Source organism: Mycolicibacterium holsaticum DSM 44478 = JCM 12374, assembly GCF_019645835.1.
GTDB lineage: Bacteria > Actinomycetota > Actinomycetes > Mycobacteriales > Mycobacteriaceae > Mycobacterium > Mycobacterium holsaticum.
In genome coordinates this window covers 334,684-352,073 of sequence record NZ_CP080998.1, presented here as the reverse complement: position 1 = coordinate 352,073, position 17,390 = coordinate 334,684, and the positions used below count along the sequence as shown (strand labels likewise).

Here is a 17,390-nt window from a genome sequence, read left to right as displayed (position 1 = left end):
GGCCATGACCGAGACCGAGACCGTGACCCGCGCCGCGACGAGCCGTGACGTGACGATCGCGCGCTGGGTGGCCACCGTCGCCGGGCTGATCGGCTTCGTGTTGTCGGTCGCGACCCCGCTGCTGCCGGTGGTGCAGACCACCGCGACCCTGCAGTGGCCGCAGCACGGTCAGCTCAACAACGTGACCTCGCCGCTGATCTCGTTGACGCCGGTGTCGATGACCGCGACCGTGCCCTGCGCGGTGGTCCGCTCGATGCCGCCGTCGGGTGGCGTGGTGTTCGGCACCGCACCCAGCGACGGTAAGCAGGCCGCCCTGCAGTCGCTGTTCGTCAACGTGTCCGACGAACGGGTCGACATCACCGACCGCAACGTGGTGGTGGCCAGCGTGCCCCGCGCCGAGGTGGAATCGGCTGCCTGTCAACACATCGACATCACGTCGACCGAGGAGGGCACGTTCGCGACGTTCGTCGGGCTGACCAAGTCCGACGGCTCCGAACAGCGCAGCGGGTTCACCGACCCGAACCTGCGCCCGCAGATCGTCGGCGTGTTCACCGAGTTGACCGGTCCCGCACCGCCCGGGCTGTCCGTATCGGCCACCATCGACACCCGGTTCTCTTCCAAGCCAACGCCGTTGAAGCTGACCGCAATGGTGCTGGCGATCCTTTCCACCGTGCTCGCGCTGCTGGCGTTGTGGCGGCTGGACCGCCTCGACGGGCGGCGGATGCACCGGCTGATCCCGCAGCGGTGGCGCACGTTCACCGCCACCGATGTCACCGTCGTCGGCGGATTCCTAATCTGGCATGTCATCGGGGCCAACTCGTCTGACGACGGCTACATCCTGGGCATGGCCCGCGTCGCCGGGCACGCCGGGTACATGTCGAACTACTTCCGCTGGTTCGGCAGCCCCGAGGACCCGTTCGGCTGGTACTACAACCTGCTGGCGATGATGACCAGCGTCAGCGACGCCAGCATCTGGATCCGGCTGCCCGACCTGGTGTGCGGAATCCTGTGCTGGCTGTTGCTGTCTCGCGAAGTGCTGCCCCGGCTGGGCCCCGCGGTGGCGGCCAGTAAACCCGCGCTGTGGGCGGCCGGCCTGGTGCTGCTCGCGGCGTGGATGCCGTTCAACAACGGCCTGCGTCCCGAGGGCCAGATCGCCACCGGCGCGTTGATCACCTACGTGCTGATCGAACGCGCGATCATCTCGGGCCGGTTGACCCCGGCCGCGCTGGCGACGCTGACCGCGGCGTTCACGCTGGGCATTCAGCCGACGGGGCTGATCGCGGTGGCCGCACTGCTCGCAGGTGGCCGCCCGATCCTGCGGATCCTGGTGCGGCGGCGGAGTCTGGTCGGCACCTGGCCGCTGGTGGCGCCGATGCTGGCCGCGGGCACCGTCATCCTGGCGATCGTCTTCTTCGACCAGACCTTGGCGACCGTGCTCGAGGCGACCCGTATCCGCACCGACATCGGGCCCAACCAGGAGTGGTACACCGAGAACCTGCGGTACTACTACCTGATCCTGCCGACGGTCGACGGTTCACTGTCGCGGCGGTTCGGCTTCCTGATCACCGCGCTGTCGCTGTTGGTGTCGATGTTCATCATGATGCGGCGCAAGCGAATTCCCGGTGTCGCCCGGGGTCCGGCGTGGCGGTTGATGGGTGTCATCTTCGGCACCATCTTCTTCCTGATGTTCACCCCCACCAAGTGGGTGCACCACTTCGGGTTGTTCGCCGCGGTGGGCGCGGCCATGGCGGCGCTGGCCACCGTGCTGGTATCGCCTGCCGTGCTGCGCTGGTCGCGCAACCGGATGGCGGTGCTGGCCGCGGTGCTGTTCCTTCTGGCGCTGTGCTTTGCCACCACCAACGGCTGGTGGTACGTGTCGAGTTTCGGTGTGCCGTTCAACAACGACATGCCCGCGATCGGCGGCGTCACGGTCAGCACGGTGTTCTTCGCGCTGTTCGCGGTCGCTGCGCTGTATGCGATGTGGCTGCACTTCGCGGCCCGTGACCGCGGCGAGGGCCGCATCACCCGGGCGTTGACCGCCGCGCCGATCCCCGTCACCGCCGGGTTCATGGTGGTGGTGTTCGTCGGTTCGATGCTGGTGGGCGCGATCCGGCAGTACCCGACCTACTCCAACGCGTGGGCGAACCTGCGGGCCTTCGCCGGTGGCTGCGGGCTGGCCGACGACGTGCTCGTCGAACCCGATCCCAACGACGGCTTCTTGACGCCGCTGCCGGGCGACTACGGCCCGCTGGGTCCGCTGGGCGGGGTCGACCCGGTCGGCTTCACCCCCGACGGCGTGCCGGAAAAGATTGTCGCCGAGGCGATCCGGATGAACCTGCCGATGCCGGGCACGGACTACGACTGGGATCATTCCACCGAGCTCGACAGCCCCGGCGTCAACGGGTCCACGGTGCCGCTGCCGTATCAGCTCGACCCGGCCAGGGTGCCGCTGGCCGGGAGTTACGCCACCGGCCCGCAGCAGGAGAGCCTGTTGACCTCGGCGTGGTACGAGCTACCGCCGCCCGACGATGCTCATCCGTTGGTGGTCGTCACCGCCGCGGGCACCATCACCGGGGACAGCGTGTTCAACGGGCGCACGGAGGGCCAGACCGTCGTCCTCGAGTACGCCACGGCCGGCCAGGACGGCGCACCGGTGCCCGCGGGCCGGCTGGTGCCCTACGACCTCGGCCCGATCCCGTCGTGGCGCAATCTGCGGTTCGCCCGTTCCGACATCCCCGCCGATGCGGTCGCGGTCCGCGTCGTCGCCGACGACGACTCGCTGACCCGCGGTGACTGGGTGGCGGTCACCCCGCCGCGGGTACCGGAACTGCGCTCGGTTCAGGAGTACGTCGGCTCCGACCAGCCGGTGCTGATGGACTGGGCGGTGGGCCTGGCGTTCCCGTGTCAGCAGCCGATGCTGCACGCCAACGGTGTCACCGAGATCCCCAAGTTCCGGATCACACCGGACTACAACGCCAAGCGCAAAGACACCGACACCTGGCAGGACGGCCTCAGCGGCGGGCTGCTCGGCATCAGCGATCTGCTGTTGCGCGCGCATGTGATGGCCACTTACCTGTCGCAGGACTGGGGCCGCGATTGGGGTTCGCTGCGCAAGTTCGAGCCCACCCCCGAGGCGCGCGAGGCACAGCCCGCCGAGCTGGAGTTCGGCACCGCCACGCACAGCGGGCTGTACTCCCCCGGCCACATCCGGATCAAGCCGTAGCCCCTTTGCGCGGGCGTGTGTGTTTGAGGGCGACACGCCGGGGTTTTGCCGAAGTTTACGCACGCTCGCCGTCACCTAGCCTGAGGTTCGTGGACCAGGTCCGGCTCGGCAACGCGACGCTCACCCGCGTCATCGAATGGCAGGTCGACGACCTCCCCACCGCGGTGTTCCCGCACACCCCGGCGCAGGCTTGGCGCGAACACGCCGACGAGTTCGCGCCGACGTTCTGGACCGACGCCGGCTGGCGCATCGCCCTGCAGGTCTGGGTCATCGAGGTCGACGGGCTGACCGTGCTGGTCGACACCGGCGCGGGCAACGGCAAGGCCCGGCCGCGAATGGCCGTGTTGGACAACCTGCAGACGGACTTCCTGCAGACACTTCGCAACGCCGGCTTCGACCCGGGCGTCGTGGACGTCGTCGTCAACACCCATCTGCACTTCGACCACGTCGGCTGGAACACCATGCGCGACGGCGATGACTGGGTGCCGACCTTCCCCAACGCCCGCTATCTGGTGCCCGAGGCCGACTACCGGCATTTCGCGCCGGACGGGCCCGCGCAGACGTCGACCCCGCGCACCGAGGATGAGGAGTCGGCACAGCGTCATGTCCGAACGGTGTTCGGGGACAGCGTTTCTCCGGTCGACGATCAGATCGAGCTGTGGTCGGACGACCACCAGCTCAGCGAGTCGCTGTGGCTACGTCCGGCCCCGGGACACACCCCGGGTTCGTCGGTGGTGTGGCTCGACGCCGGCAAGCCCGCCGTGTTCGTCGGCGATCTGACGCACTGCCCGATCCAGATCGCCCGGCCGGGTGATCCGTGCGGATGGGACGAGGACTTCGAGGCGGCGGCGGTGACGCGGCGACGGATTCTCACCGAGGCCTCGCGGCGGCGCGCCGCGGTCATCCCGGCGCACTATCCGGGCCACGGCGGCGCGAGGGTCGTCGCCCGCGGCGACGCGTTTCAGGTCGACGGCTGGCTCGAACTGCCGCCGATCTGACCGCCACCCACAGAGCAGGCCACACCGCGAATTCTCCAAAACAACTGACGGTGACGTAAATGCTCTGCTATTAGTTTGGCTATACCTGCGCAATTCCTGGAGAAAGCGGCCTTTCTGTATTGCGGCGCGAGGAGGCAATATGTTGCAGTCGCCAGAAGCGCCGCATACTGCCAACGGCAAAGTAAGCCGGGCACAGTTATTCGATCAGGCGGCCGTTGAAGCCGCCATTTTCGACTTGCTGGTCGCCGTCGGAGAAGATCCGTACCGAGATGGTCTGCGCGACACTCCGGCCCGCGTCGCACGGGCATATCGCGAGATATTCGCCGGTCTGTACAGCGATCCCGACGACGTGCTGACGGCGATGTTCGATGAACAACATGACGAGCTCGTGCTGATCAAGCAAATTCCGATGTACTCCACGTGCGAACATCACCTGGTTTCATTCCACGGAGTGGCCCATGTTGGCTATCTTCCCGGCGAAGACGGCCGGGTAACGGGATTGTCCAAAATCGCTCGATTGGTCGAGTTATACGCCCGGCGTCCGCAAGTGCAGGAACGGCTTACCGGACAAATCGCCGAGGCGATTATGAATAAGTTGAATCCGCGCGGCGTCATTGTTGTCGTGGAGGCCGAGCATCTCTGTATGGCGATGCGCGGAGTGCGTAAGCCGGGGGCCATCACGACGACTTCCGCGGTTCGGGGTCAGTTCAAAACCGATGCGACGTCGCGGGCTGAGGCGCTGCATCTGCTGTTACGACGGTGATCGACGTGCCCACGCCGACGAGCAGTCAGCCGTTCCGCGCGGTGTGGGCGATGATGGTCGGCTTCTTTTTGATCGTCGTCGATTCGACCGTCGTCGCGGTCGCCAACCCGGCGCTCAAACAGGAGTTCGGCGCGGGCTACGAAGCGGTGATCTGGGTGACCAGCGCCTACCTGTTGATGTTTGCCGCATTCCTGCTGATCGGCGGACGCCTCGGCGACCGGTTCGGGCCAAAGACCGTCTACCTCATCGGCCTGGGGATCTTCACTGCCGCGTCGTTGTGGTGCGGGCTGGCCGAGTCCATCGGCATGCTGATCGGCGGACGGGTCGCCCAGGGGATCGGCGCTGCGCTGCTGACGCCGCAGACCTTTTCGGTGGTCACCCGCAGCTTCCCTGCCCAACGCCGCGGCGTCGCGATGAGCATCTGGGGGGCCACCGCGGCGGTGGGTATGTTCACCGGTCCGCTGCTCGGCGGTGTGCTCATCGACGGGCTGGGCTGGCAGGGCATCTTCCTGATCAACGTCCCGATCGGCGCGCTGGGGTTGGTGTTGGCGCTACGGCTGGTACCCGCGCTACCCGGCAGGCGGCATCGCTTCGACGGCGTCGGGGTGCTGCTGTCCACCGTCGGGATCTGTTTGATCGTGTTCGGTTTGCAGGAGGGCCAGAACCACAGCTGGGCGCCCGGCATCTGGGGGCTGATCTTCGGCGGGCTGGCGCTGCTTGCGGTCTTCGTGGTCTGGCAGTCGGTGCAGCCGCATGAGCCGTTGGTTCCCCTGACGTTGTTCCGCCACCGCGATTTCGGCCTCTCCAACGTCGGCATCGCGCTGACCAGCTTCGCGGTCGTCGCCTTCGCCGTTCCGTTGATGTTCTATCTACAAGACACGCGGGGCCTTTCGGCCACCCAGGCGGCGTTGCTGACGCTGCCGATGGCCATCGCAACCGGCGTGCTGGCCCCGATTGTCGGCATGCTCGTCGACCGCGTCCATCCGCGGGCCATCGTCGCTCCGGGCTTTGCGGCTATGGCGCTCGCCCTCGGCTGGCTTGCGCTGGAGATGAACCCGTCCACACCCGTCTGGCGGTTGACGTTGCCGCTCACAGTGATCGGTGCCGCCGGCGCGTTGACGTGGGAACCGCTGGCTGTCATCGCATCCCGGACGGTACCGGCCGACCTGGCGGGTGCCGGCTCGGCGGTGTTCAACACGATCCGGCAGGCCGGGGCGGTGCTCAGCAGCGCCAGTATCGCCGCGTTGATGACAGCGCTGCTGCACGGCAGACCCGGTGGCCCCGCGACACCGTTTTACGATGCGATGTCGCAGTCGATGCTCTTGCCGGCGTTCGCCGCCGGTTTGGGCGTGATCACCGCGCTGTTCTTCGTCGACCGCCCGCGGCCGGCGGAGCGCGCGGTGACGGTCAGATACCAACCGCAGACGAATGTGAGCACCGCGCTATGACCGCTGTCGCCTCGATATCGCGCTCGACCGTGCACGAACCCGATACGCTGACCGACGACGCTTTGCGCGACCTCTTCGCCTACCCCGACAGGCTGTCCCGGCCACGTCTTCGCGCGAATTTCATCACTAGCATCGACGGGGCCGTGACGCTCGAAGGTGCCGGCAGGAAGTTGGGCACGGATACGGACCGGCGGGTATTCAAGCGGTTGCGTGAGGTTGCCGACGTGATCCTCGTCGGGAGCACCACCGCGGCGTCGGCGCCCTATGCCGACATCCAGGTCGCCGCCGACGCGCAACCGTGGCGTTGTTCGCACGGGTTGTCGCCGGCCCTGCGGCTCGCGGTGCTGTCCAGCCGCGCCGTGATCCCGCCGCATCTGTTGGCCGATGCGGCCACACCACCGATCGTGTTCGTCTCCGCGAGTGCACCCAACGGGGCGCGGCGCAGCCTTGCCTCGGCCGGCGCGATCGTGCGGGAGGTAGCGACCGGTCAGAACCTTTGCAGCACAATACGCAAAGCTTTTGCCGATCTGGGGCTGAACCGAGTCCTCGTCGAGGGCGGCCCCACCCTGTTCTCCGGCCTGGTCGCGGTCGACGAGATCGACGAACTGTGTCTAACCACCAGCCCGATGATGGTGGCCGGACCCGCACGGCGCATCGCCGCCACGTCCGAGCATGTCGAGATCCGGATGCGGCGCAAGGACATTCTGCTCGGCAGCGACGGAACCGTCATCGTCCGGTGGGTTCGGCCCTGACCTTCGGCCGCCCTAGATCGGGGTGAGGCCGTGCTTGCGCTGCACACGCTGAATCTGCTTGCCGCGCAACAGGTTCAATGATTTACGCAGCAGCAGCCTGGTTTCGTGCGGTTCGATCACCCCGTCGATGTAGCCGCGCTCGGCCGCGATCCACGGGGTGGCCATGTTGAGGTTGTAGCCCTCGATGAAGTCCGCCCGGATCTTCTGCACCTCCGGGGCGGTGGGGTCCGGGAACCGCTTCACCAACAGCTGCGCGGCGCCCTCGGCGCCGATCACCGCGATCCGGGCGGTGGGCCACGCGAAGTTCAGGTCGGCGGAAAGCTGCTTGGAGCCCATCACCGCGTACGCGCCGCCATAGGACTTGCGGATCGTGATCGTCACCTTCGGCACGTCGGCCTCGACGACGGCGTTCAGGAAGCGGCCGCCGCGCTTGATGATGCCGCCCTTCTCCTGCTCGACGCCGGGCATGAAACCCGGGGTGTCCACCACGAAAACCAGTGGCAGGTTGTAGGAGTCGCAGAACCGGATGAAGCGGGCGGCTTTGTCGGAGGCTTCGTTGTCGATCGCGCCGGACATGTGCATCGGCTGGTTGGCGATCACCCCGACCGGGCGGCCGTCGACGCGGGCGAACGCGGTGATGATCGCCGGACCCTGCTGCTCTGCGACGTCGAACACGTCGCCGTCGTCGAAGATCCGCAGCAGGATCTCGTGCATGTCGTAGGCCATGTTGTCGCTGTCGGGCACGATCGAGTCGAGTTCATAGTCGTGCGGTGTGATCTCGGGCTCCATGCCCGGGTTGACGATCGGCGGGTCGTCAAAGGTGTTGGCGGGCAGGAAGCTCAGGTAGTCGCGGACGTAGGCGAACGCCGCGGCTTCGTCCTCCACCACCTGGTGGATGTTGCCGTAGCGGGCTTGGGCGTCGGCGCCGCCGAGCTCGTCGAGCGACACGTCCTCGCCGGTGACGTCTTTGATCACGTCCGGGCCGGTGACGAACATGTAGCCCTGATCGCGTACGGCCACCACGAGGTCGGTCTGGATCGGTGAATACACTGCGCCGCCAGCGCATTTGCCGAGGATGATGGAGATTTCGGGCACCAGGCCGCGCAGCAGTTCGTGGCGGCGCCCCAGCTCGGCGTACCACGCCAGCGAGGTCACCGCGTCCTGGATCCGGGCCCCGGCCGAGTCGTTGATGCCGATGATCGGGCAGCCGACCATGGCCACCCACTCCATCAGTTTGGCGACCTTGCGGCCGAACATTTCCCCGACCGAGCCCTGAAAAACGGTCTGGTCGTGGCTGAACACCCCGACCGGCCTGCCGTTGATCCGGCCGTGCCCAGTCACGACGCCGTCGCCGAACAGCGCGTCGGGATCACCGGGTGTCTTCGCCAGGGCGCCGATCTCGAGGAAGCTGCCCGGGTCGAGTAGCGCGTGGATGCGCTCACGGGCGCTCGGAATGCCCTTCTTCGCGCGCTTGGCGACTGCCTTCTCACCGCCGGGCTCCTTGGCTAGCTCCAGCTTTTCGCGCAGCTCGGCCAGTAGTTCAGCGGTGGTCTTTGTGCGGGTGGGTGGGAGAGATTCAGTGGTCACTTCGCCTGCTTCTCCTCGGACTCGATCCGGCTGATCGCCTCGCTCATATGGGCGCCGACCTTCGCAATGTACGGCTCGTCGATCGCCTGGATGTGTTCACCCCCGATGGGCACGACCTCGAGGTCGGAAACGAACTCGCCCCAGCCGCCGTCGGGTGCGCGCGTCGCGTAACGCGGCTCGAAGTAGATGGCGTCGTCGTGGTAGCGGTCGGCCATGTAGAGGGTGACCGCGCCGTCGTACGGCTTGATCTCGGCGGTGTCGATCGCCCGCTGATCCAGATACGACGTGCGCTGGTGCTCGATGATCCCGCCGGGGATCTGCACCCCGCTCTGGCTCACCACGTCCAGCACGAACCGCACCTGTCCCTCGTCGTCGAGCTTCTCCAGCTCCTCGTAGGGGATCGCGGGCACTTCGACGTTGAAGGTGCGCTCGGCGAAGCGGGCGTAGCGATCCCAGCGCGCGCGGGTCTCTTCCTGCGTCTGCGGGATCTCCTCACCCGGGCGCACCGCGTCGATCAACCCGACGAACCGGACGTCGGCACCCGCCTCCTTGAGCCCGATCGCGCACGCGTAGGCCAGCACCCCGCCCAGCGACCATCCGGCCAGGACGAACGGCCGGCCCCGCTTGGCCCCATCGCCCGCCCAGCCGTTGAGCTCCAGCAGCTTCGGCACGTACTCGCGGGCGCGCTCCTCGATGGAGCCCTCCACCCGCTCGATGCCGTACATCGGGGTGTCCGCCGGCAGCCGCTTGAGCAGCGGCTCGTAGACCACCGTCGATCCGCCCGCGGCATGGAACACGAACACCGGGACCTGGTCGGACCCTTCCTTCGGCGCGCGCAGGACCCGCACGAAGCCGTCGACCTTGCCACCCTCGAGGTACTCACGGACCGTGCTGGAGAGCTCTTCGATGGTCTTGGCCGCGCGGATGTCGTCGACGGTGACGGTGCCCTCGTCGACGCGTTCGGTCAGCCGTTCGGCGATCTTGGTCGCGGTCGCGTCGTCGATCGCGGGCAGTTCGTTGAAGATGCCGCCCGGTGACTTGCCGGTGACGATCGCCCACGTCGCGAACGTGACGCGCTCGGCGGCGTCGCGCGGGGGCACATCGGAGCCCAGCGCCTCGGTGACCGCCTCCTGGGTGAGCAGCTTGGAGGCGGCCGCCACCGTCGACTGCGATGGCCCGCTGGGATCGGTCGGCGGGGGCGGGATGTCGGGACCCGCCGGGTTGTTCGGCGGCGGAATGTCGGTCGGGGTCGCGGTGCCCGCGCTGGTCAGCGGGGATTCCCCGGTCCGCTCGGCGAGCACCTGCTCGAGTTCGGCGACCGTGGTCGCACCACCCATCAACTCGGCCTGCTCGGCCGCGATCTCCTCGGCGGTCTTGGTCTTCTGGTGCTCGGCGATCTGGTCCACCTCGTCGCGGTGCTCGATCGCGTACTGGATGAGCTTCTCGACGGCATACAGGTTGGCGTCGCGCACCGCGGTCAGCTGAATCGGCGGCAGGTCGAAGTCGTATTCGACGCGGTTCTTGATCCGCACGGCCATCAGCGAGTCCAGGCCGAGCTCGATCAACGGCACCTCCCACGGCAGGTCCTCGGGCTCGTAACCCATTGCGCCGCCGACGATCGCGCCCAGCCGGTCGTGGATGGTCTCCCCGGAATCCGGTGACCACTTCGCGAAGCCGGCGGCCAGCCCCGCACCGGCGGCCAGGTTGTCCTGCAGGATCTCCGGAGCCGCGTCAGCGGCGACATCGGGTGAAGCGGAGTCGTCCGCAAGGACCTGGCCGGACCCCACCGCCGCACCCGTGGCCATCGCCATCGGCAGCGCGCCTGCGGCGCCGCCGCGGCTCACCACCGCGTCGTAGACCAGCGTGAACGACTCCTCGATCCGCGCGTGCACCTGCACACTGGCCCCGCCGGGATGACGGGTCAGCGTGGTCACCAGCCGAGCGCCCTCGCCGGGCACCGCGCGCTGTTCGGAGGCGACCAGTTTGGCGTCCGGAAGCACCTGCACGGCAGCGGCTTTCACCAACGCCGCGAGATCGGGTTCACCCTTGGGTGAGAACTCCCACACGTGTCGTCCGTCGGGCGTGGCGACGTGGTTGCCCGGCATCATCGTCGAGCTGTCGCCGGTGAACCGCGCCTCCAGCCAGTGCGGTTTGCGACGGAACCGGGTGGGCGGGATGTCGGCGTACTCGCCGCGCTCAAACAAAGTCCAGATGTCCAGATCGTGGCCGTGCACGTAGAGCTGGGCCATCGCGGTGATCATCGAGTCGACTTCGTCCTGCTTGCGCGCCAGCGTCGCGATCAGCTGCGCGTCGTGCAGACCGGCCGCGGCCGTGGTGAGGCCGACCTGCATGAGCGCCACCGGGTTCGGCGCGAGCTCGAGGAACGTGGTGTGGCCGTTGTCGACGGCGTTACGGATGCCGTGGGTGAAGTAGACGCTGTGCCGCAGCCCCTTCTTCCAGTAGTCCACGTCGTGGATCGTCTCGCCGGGTCGGATGTAGTTGCCCTCGTGCACGGTGGAGAAGTAGCCGATGCTCAGCGGATGGGCTTCGATACCGACCAGTTCGGCGGCCAGTTCACCCAGCAGCGGATCCATCTGCGAGGTGTGGCTGGCGCCCTTGGTCTGGAACTTGCGGGCGAACTTGCCCTCGGACTCGGCGCGTTCGATGATCGCGTCCACCTGCTCGGGCGGCCCGCCGATGACCGTCTGGGTGGGCGCGGCGTAGACGCACACCTCCAGATCGGAGAAGGCTTCATCCCCCTTGAACACCGTCTCGATCTCCTCGGCCGAATACTCGACCAGCGCCATCAACCGGATCCACTCGCCGAACAGCATGGCCTCGCCCTCACCCATCAGGTGCGAGCGTGAGCAGATGGTGCGGGTGGCGTCCTCCAGCGAGAGCCCGCCGGCGAAGTACGCCGCGGCGGCCTCGCCCAGTGACTGGCCCACCACCGCAGCGGGTTTCGCGCCGTGGTGCTTGAGCAGCTCGCCGAGCGCGATCTGGATCGCGAAGATCGTGATCTGGGTGGTCTCGATGCCGTAGTCCTGCGAATCGTCGAGGATCAGCTCGACGATCGAGTAGCCGCGCTCGTCCTGCACGTGGGCGTCGACCTTGTTGATCCAGTCGGCGAACACGTCGTTGCGCAGGTACAGGCTCTTGGCCATCTTGCGGTGCTGCGCACCGAATCCGGCCAGCACCCAGACCGGTCCGTTGGTGACCGGGCCGTCGGCGCTGAACACGATCGGGCTCTGCTTACCCTCGGCGGCCGCCCGCAGCCCCTTGACGGCCTCGTCGTGGTCGTGGGCGAGAACCACTGCGCGCGAACGGCCGTGGTTGCGCCGCGACAGAGCGCGCCCGATCGACTCCAGCGAGGACGCGCGCCCTTCCGGGCTGTCGATCCAGTCCGCCAGCTCAGCGGCGGTGGCCTTCTTGCGCGACGTCAGGAAGCCGGAGACCGCCAGCGGCACCACCGGAGTCGGCTGTTCGCCCGACTCGAGTTCTTCACGGGCCACCGCCAGCAGGCGCAGCGCTTCGTCGGTCAGCCCGGGCAGCTCGGGTTCGTCGTCGGCGACGTGCACCGGCCGATCCAGCCCGTCGTCGTCATCGTCGTCATCGTCGTCGAAGCCTGATTCTCTTCGCGCAAGCGGCTCATCGACGAACTCGCCGTACTCGTCCATCCGCACCCCGCCCACATAGACGGCGTTGGCCTCCGAAGCCGCCGGCTTCTCGGGCTCGGGCTCCGGCTTGGGTTCTGGCGCAACAAGATCCGACGGCAGCACCTCGCGAAGCACCAGGTGCGCGTTGGCGCCGCCGAAGCCGAACCCGGAAACGCCGGTGATCGCGCGCCCGCTGTAACGCGGCCAGTCGGTGACGGTGTCGGCGACCTTCAAATGCACGCCGTCGAAGTCGATGTAGGGGTTGGGTCCGGCGTAGTTGATCGACGGCGGGATCTTGCCGTTGCGCAACGCCAGCGCCATCTTGGCGAGGCTGGCCGCGCCCGCTGCCGACTCCAGGTGTCCGACATTGGATTTCACCGCGCCCAGCAGTGCGGGCTTGTCGGCGGTGCGCCCCCTGCCCACGACGCGGCCCAGCGCGTCGGCCTCGATCGGGTCGCCGAGGATGGTGCCGGTGCCGTGGGCCTCGATGTAGTCGACGTCGCGGGGGTTGATGCCGGCGTCCTTGTACGCCTTGCGCAACACGTCGGCCTGCGCATCCGGGTTGGGCGCGAGCAGACCGTTGGACCGTCCGTCGTGGTTGACCGCGCTGCCCGCGATGACGGCGATGATGTCGTCGCCGTCGCGGCGCGCGTCGCCGAGCCGCTTGAGCACCAGCATGCCGCCGCCCTCGGAGCGGGCGTAGCCGTCGGCGTCGGCGGAGAACGATTTGATCCGGCCGTCGGGCGCCAGCACCCCGCCGACCTCGTCGAAGCCGACGGTGACCAGCGGCGTGATCAACGCGTTGACACCGCCGACGATCGCGACGTCGGCCTCGCCCGACCGCAGGGCGCGCACACCCTGGTGTGCGGCCACCAGCGAGCTCGAGCACGCCGTGTCGATCGAGACCGACGGTCCGCGGAAGTCGTAGAAGTAGGAGACCCGGTTGGCGATGATCGAGCTGGCGGTCCCGGTGATCGCGTAGGGGTGCGCGATCGACGGGTCCGACATCGCCAGGAAGCTGTAGTCGTTCAGCGAGCTGCCCACGTAGACGCCGACGTTCGCCCCGCGCAGGCTCGACGCCGGAATGCGGGCGTGTTCCAGTGCCTCCCAGGTCAATTCGAGCGCCATCCGCTGCTGCGGATCGATGTTGTCGGCTTCCATCTTCGACAGCGCGAAGAACTCGGCGTCAAAGCCCTTGATATCGCTGAGGTAGCCGCCGCGGGTGCGCGCCTTGGCGACGCGTTCGGCGATGCGCGGCTCGCCGAGGAACTCCTCCCAGCGTCCCTCGGGCAGGTCGGTGATCGCGTCGCGGCCGTCGATCAGGGCCTGCCACGTCTGATCCGGGGTGTTCATGTCACCCGGGAAGCGGGTGGCGATACCGACGATCGCGATGTTGGCGACGTCCTCGTCGACATCGCGAGCCCAGTCCTCGTCACCGTCGGCGACCTCGAGTTCCGGTTCGCCCTCGACGATCACCGTGGCCAACGACTCGATGGTCGGATGCCGGAACGCCACCGTTGCGGTCAGCGTGACGCCGGTGAGGTCCTCGATGTCGCTGGCCATCGCGACAGCGTCGCGCGAGGACAACCCCAGCTCCACCATCGGGGTGGAATCGTTGATGGTGTCGGCGGACTGGCCGGTGGCGTTGGCGATCCAGTTACGCAGCCAGCTGCGCATCTCGCCGACCGTCATGTCGGTGCTGGGGGCGGCCTTCGGAGCCGCTTCGGCGGCGACATCGGATTCCAGCGGCTCGGGTGCCGGCTGGATCTCAGGTGTCGCGTCGTCGGAGCCCGTGGGCTGCGGGTCTTCGTGTGTATCAGCCATGTTCAGGGAAAGTCAGCCGTCAGTCGGTTTCGTCGGGGAAGGCGTTGGCAATCTTGCCGCTGCGCAGGGTGCCGTCCAGATACGCGGCGCGGCAGGCGCGTCGGCCGATCTTGCCGCTGGAGGTGCGCGGAATGGCGCCCGCCGCGGTCAGCAGCACGTCGCGCACCGTGACACCGTGGCGGACGGCGATCGCGGCGCGGATGTCGTCGGCGATCGGGCCCATGTCGAGCTTGTGCGCACCCGGTGCCCGCTCACCGACGATGACGAGCTGTTCGGAAGTGTCGTCGGGATCGCGTTTGAGCCCAGCGTGCGCGTTCTCGAACACCTCGTCGGGCAGTTGGTTCGCCGGTACCGAGAACGCGGCGACGAACCCGGTGCGCAGCGCCTTGGTCGCTTCCTGCGCCGAGTACTCGAGGTCCTGCGGGTAGTGGTTGCGGCCGTCGATGATCACCAGATCCTTTGTCCGCCCGGTGATGTAGAGCTCGCCATCGTGGTAGGCGCCGAGGTCGCCGGTGCGCACCCACGTCGCGGCGTCGGTCGCCCCCTCGGCGTGTGAGGGGTTGGTGCGCGACTTCAAGATGTTCTGGAACGTCTCGCGGGTGGCCTCTTCTTTACCCCAGTACCCGGTGCCCATGTTCTGGCCGCTGATCCAGACCTCACCGATGTGCCCGTCGGGAAGTTCGGTGGCGGTGTCGTTGTCGACGATGACGGCCCACTCGGCCAGGCCGACCTTGCCCGCGCCGGCCTGGGCGACGGCCTTCGGCGAGTCCTCCGGCACTGGGACGAAGCGGTGGTTGTTCAACTCGTCGCGGTCGACGTGGACGATCGTGGGCTCGGCATCCATCGGGGTGGTCGACACGAACAGCGTCGCCTCGGCCAGGCCGTAGGACGGCTTGATCGCCTGCGGCTTGAAGCCGAATGGACCGAACGCCTCGTTGAACCGGCGCACGGTGGCCGCGGAGATCGGCTCGCTGCCGTTGAGGATGCACTTGATGTTGGACAGGTCCAGCGGCGCCTCGCCGTCCTTGGGCACGCCACGCGCGGCAGCGTGGTCGAAGGCGAAGTTCGGGGCCACCGAGATGGTTCCGCCGGTGTCCCCCTCCTTGCGGGCCATCTCGCGGATCCAGCGGCCGGGGCGCCGCACGAACGCGGCCGGGGTCATGAACGTGATGTAGTGGCCGAGCATCGGCGACAGCAACACGGTGATCAGCCCCATGTCGTGGAAGAACGGCAGCCAGGACACGCCCCGGTCGCCCTCCTCGCCGTCCAGCGCTTCGATCACCTGGACGACGTTGGTGGCCAGGTTGAGGTGCGTGATCTGCACACCGGTCGGGATGCGCGTCGAACCGGAGGTGTACTGCAGGTAGGCGATGGTGTCGTGCTCCACCTCGACCGGCTCCCAGGTGGCGCCGACTTCGTCGGGCACCGCGTCGACCGCGATGACGCGGGGACGCTCCTTGGCGGGGCGGGTGCGGAAGAACTTGCGCACCCCTTCGGCGGCGTCGGTGGTGGTCAGGATGGCCGACGGATGGCAGTCGTCGAGTACGGCGTGCAGCCGTCCGACATGGCCCGGCTCGTTGGGGTCGAACAGCGGGACCGCGATGCGCCCGGAGTACAACGTGCCGAAGAACGCCACCAGGTACTCGAGGTTCTGCGGGCACAGGATGGCGACCCGGTCACCGGGCTCGGTGACCTGCTGAAGGCGTGCGCCCACCGCGCGGTTGCGCGCGCCGAAATCGGCCCAGTGCAGATCGCGTGCGACGCCGTCACGCTCGGTGGAGAAGTCCAGGAAGCGGTAGGCGACCTTGTCTCCACGCACCTTCGCCCATCGTTCGACGTGCTTGACCAAACTGCCGTTGTCCGGGAACTTGATCAATCCGTCTTTGATGAACGGGTTGTGGAAAGCCATCTCATACTCCTGTCAAGAACCACTCGCATCGACGCCGTTGATCACGCCCCCCGCGCGACCCCAAACCCCCAGATCGTAGCGGGTTACCGACCCGCGCCACGTGGGGCGCTCTGAGCTGCAGGTTCGGGCGTGCCGACGCTCGCTGGTCTTAGTTATTTCTTAATGTTAGGCGACCGCTGGTCACTCGCCAAATCTGTTCGGTCACAGGTCAGCCATGTTTCGGGTGCGGAGCGTTATCGATCACGTTCTGCGCCCAATTCAGGGTCCACTGCGTGGACGGCATCCCGTCGACGTTCCAGAATTCCGGGGTGGCGTACATCGCGTGGATCGGCTGGCCGGCCCCACCGGACAGCACCTCCAGCGTCTTGGGCAGCTGGGTGATGTTGAACGCCGACTGCGGTGCCGAACAGATCAGGTCGCCGCGCGCGCAGATCTCGTACGTGCGGTCGTTGAGCAGCCCGAATCCGCCGGGCCGGGGTCCGGTCATATCCAGGCCGAACTCGTTGAGCAGCGGGATCTCGTCCAGCGTGATCTCGGCGCCCACACCTTCAGGGGTGGGCCCGACGTCCTGGCCGACGCCGGTCTGACGGCGGCCGTCGGCGATCAGCGCCACGCCCAGCACCAGATCCTCGTCGACCGGCCCGCGGCCGTTGCCGACGTCGCTGGCGATGTCACCGGCGATCACCGCACCCTGGGAGAAACCCACCAACACGTAGCTGGTCAGCGGGCAGCGCTCGGTCATCTCGGTCATCGCCGTCACCGCCTTGTGGTAACCCTCGGCGCGGCTGTCGTTGTAGGACATCTGGTTGTCCGACGAGAACGGATTGTGGAACTGCGCGGTGTACGGAACGGTGTACACCTCGAGGCGGTCGGCGCCGAACTGTGCCCGGATCGGGTTGGTGACGTTGAGCAGCAACGCCATCGGGAACTGCGCCGGGTTGTACGGGTCCATCTGCGGTGAGGATTCCCAGGTCCCCGGAATCGAGATGAGCTGGACGTCGGGGCAGCTGGCGTCCTGGAACTCCGGGCGCGGCTTCTTCGTCGGCGGCACCACGCCGGGGGGCACGGAGGTGGGCGGGACGGCGGTCGGCGGCGTCTCGGGTGCGCGCTGCCACACCCACACCAGAATCGCGATCAACACCACCACGAGCGCCATCGCCCCGGCCGCGATGAGCGCGAGGATGCGATGGCGTTTCCGCCGATTGGACTTGGCCATGAATGTCTCGGGTC

9 protein-coding genes are annotated in these 17,390 nt (G+C 67.7%); 5 read left to right on the top strand and 4 right to left on the bottom strand.

What is annotated here, in order from left to right; all coding sequences use genetic code 11:
* Positions 1–4: 4 nt before the first annotated feature.
* The 5 genes from K3U96_RS01670 to K3U96_RS01650 all read left to right on the top strand — a co-directional run bounded on the left by K3U96_RS01670 (position 5) and on the right by K3U96_RS01650 (position 7,184).
* Positions 5–3,223 carry an arabinosyltransferase domain-containing protein gene (locus K3U96_RS01670; RefSeq protein ID WP_230982332.1) on the top strand — a complete coding sequence of 1,073 codons (3,219 nt, stop codon included), beginning with the start codon at positions 5–7 and terminating at the stop codon, positions 3,221–3,223.
* An 89-nt stretch (positions 3,224–3,312) separates the two neighbouring features.
* Positions 3,313–4,221, top strand: coding sequence for an MBL fold metallo-hydrolase (locus K3U96_RS01665; RefSeq protein ID WP_069407929.1), 909 nt, complete (start codon positions 3,313–3,315; stop codon positions 4,219–4,221).
* A 139-nt stretch (positions 4,222–4,360) separates the two neighbouring features.
* On the top strand, positions 4,361–4,984 hold the full coding sequence (folE, locus tag K3U96_RS01660) for a GTP cyclohydrolase I FolE (protein WP_069407930.1): 624 nt from the start codon (positions 4,361–4,363) through the stop codon (positions 4,982–4,984).
* A gap of 5 nt (positions 4,985–4,989) precedes the next feature.
* Positions 4,990–6,432 (top strand): DHA2 family efflux MFS transporter permease subunit, encoded by a 1,443-nt coding sequence (locus K3U96_RS01655; protein ID WP_230982331.1) that lies wholly within the window; start codon positions 4,990–4,992, stop codon positions 6,430–6,432.
* Positions 6,429–7,184 carry a dihydrofolate reductase family protein gene (locus tag K3U96_RS01650; RefSeq protein ID WP_220691856.1) on the top strand — a complete coding sequence of 252 codons (756 nt, stop codon included), beginning with the start codon at positions 6,429–6,431 and terminating at the stop codon, positions 7,182–7,184. The genes K3U96_RS01655 and K3U96_RS01650 overlap by 4 nt, the downstream gene beginning before the upstream one ends.
* Before the next feature lie 12 nt (positions 7,185–7,196).
* Here K3U96_RS01650 and K3U96_RS01645 read toward each other — a convergent pair whose 3' ends face one another.
* The 4 genes from K3U96_RS01645 to culp6 form a co-directional block, all read right to left on the bottom strand.
* A complete protein-coding gene (locus tag K3U96_RS01645; RefSeq protein ID WP_220691855.1) occupies positions 7,197–8,771 on the bottom strand; it encodes an acyl-CoA carboxylase subunit beta in 1,575 nt (524 codons plus the stop codon).
* Positions 8,768–14,251, bottom strand: coding sequence for a polyketide synthase Pks13 (gene pks13 / locus K3U96_RS01640; protein ID WP_220691854.1), 5,484 nt, complete (start codon positions 14,249–14,251; stop codon positions 8,768–8,770). Before pks13 ends, K3U96_RS01645 begins: the two co-directional genes overlap by 4 nt.
* Positions 14,252–14,270: 19 nt before the next feature.
* Positions 14,271–16,160, bottom strand: coding sequence for a long-chain-fatty-acid--AMP ligase FadD32 (gene fadD32 / locus K3U96_RS01635; protein WP_069406279.1), 1,890 nt, complete (start codon positions 16,158–16,160; stop codon positions 14,271–14,273).
* Between the two features lie 208 nt (positions 16,161–16,368).
* Positions 16,369–17,376: a carboxylesterase Culp6 gene (culp6, locus tag K3U96_RS01630; RefSeq protein ID WP_220691853.1), complete on the bottom strand. Its 1,008-nt coding sequence runs from the start codon at positions 17,374–17,376 to the stop codon at positions 16,369–16,371.
* Between the last annotated feature and the right edge of the window lie 14 nt (positions 17,377–17,390).

What these genes read in the sequence shown, in the direction of transcription:
- K3U96_RS01670 (WP_230982332.1), top strand. Translation starts at nt 5, where the DNA reads ATGACCGAGACCGAGACCGTGACCCGCGCCGCGACGAGCCGTGACGTG.
- folE (WP_069407930.1), top strand. Translation starts at nt 4,361, where the DNA reads ATGTTGCAGTCGCCAGAAGCGCCGCATACTGCCAACGGCAAAGTAAGC.
- K3U96_RS01650 (WP_220691856.1), top strand. Translation starts at nt 6,429, where the DNA reads ATGACCGCTGTCGCCTCGATATCGCGCTCGACCGTGCACGAACCCGAT.
- pks13 (WP_220691854.1), bottom strand. Translation starts at nt 14,251, where the DNA reads ATGGCTGATACACACGAAGACCCGCAGCCCACGGGCTCCGACGACGCG.
- fadD32 (WP_069406279.1), bottom strand. Translation starts at nt 16,160, where the DNA reads ATGGCTTTCCACAACCCGTTCATCAAAGACGGATTGATCAAGTTCCCG.
- culp6 (WP_220691853.1), bottom strand. Translation starts at nt 17,376, where the DNA reads ATGGCCAAGTCCAATCGGCGGAAACGCCATCGCATCCTCGCGCTCATC.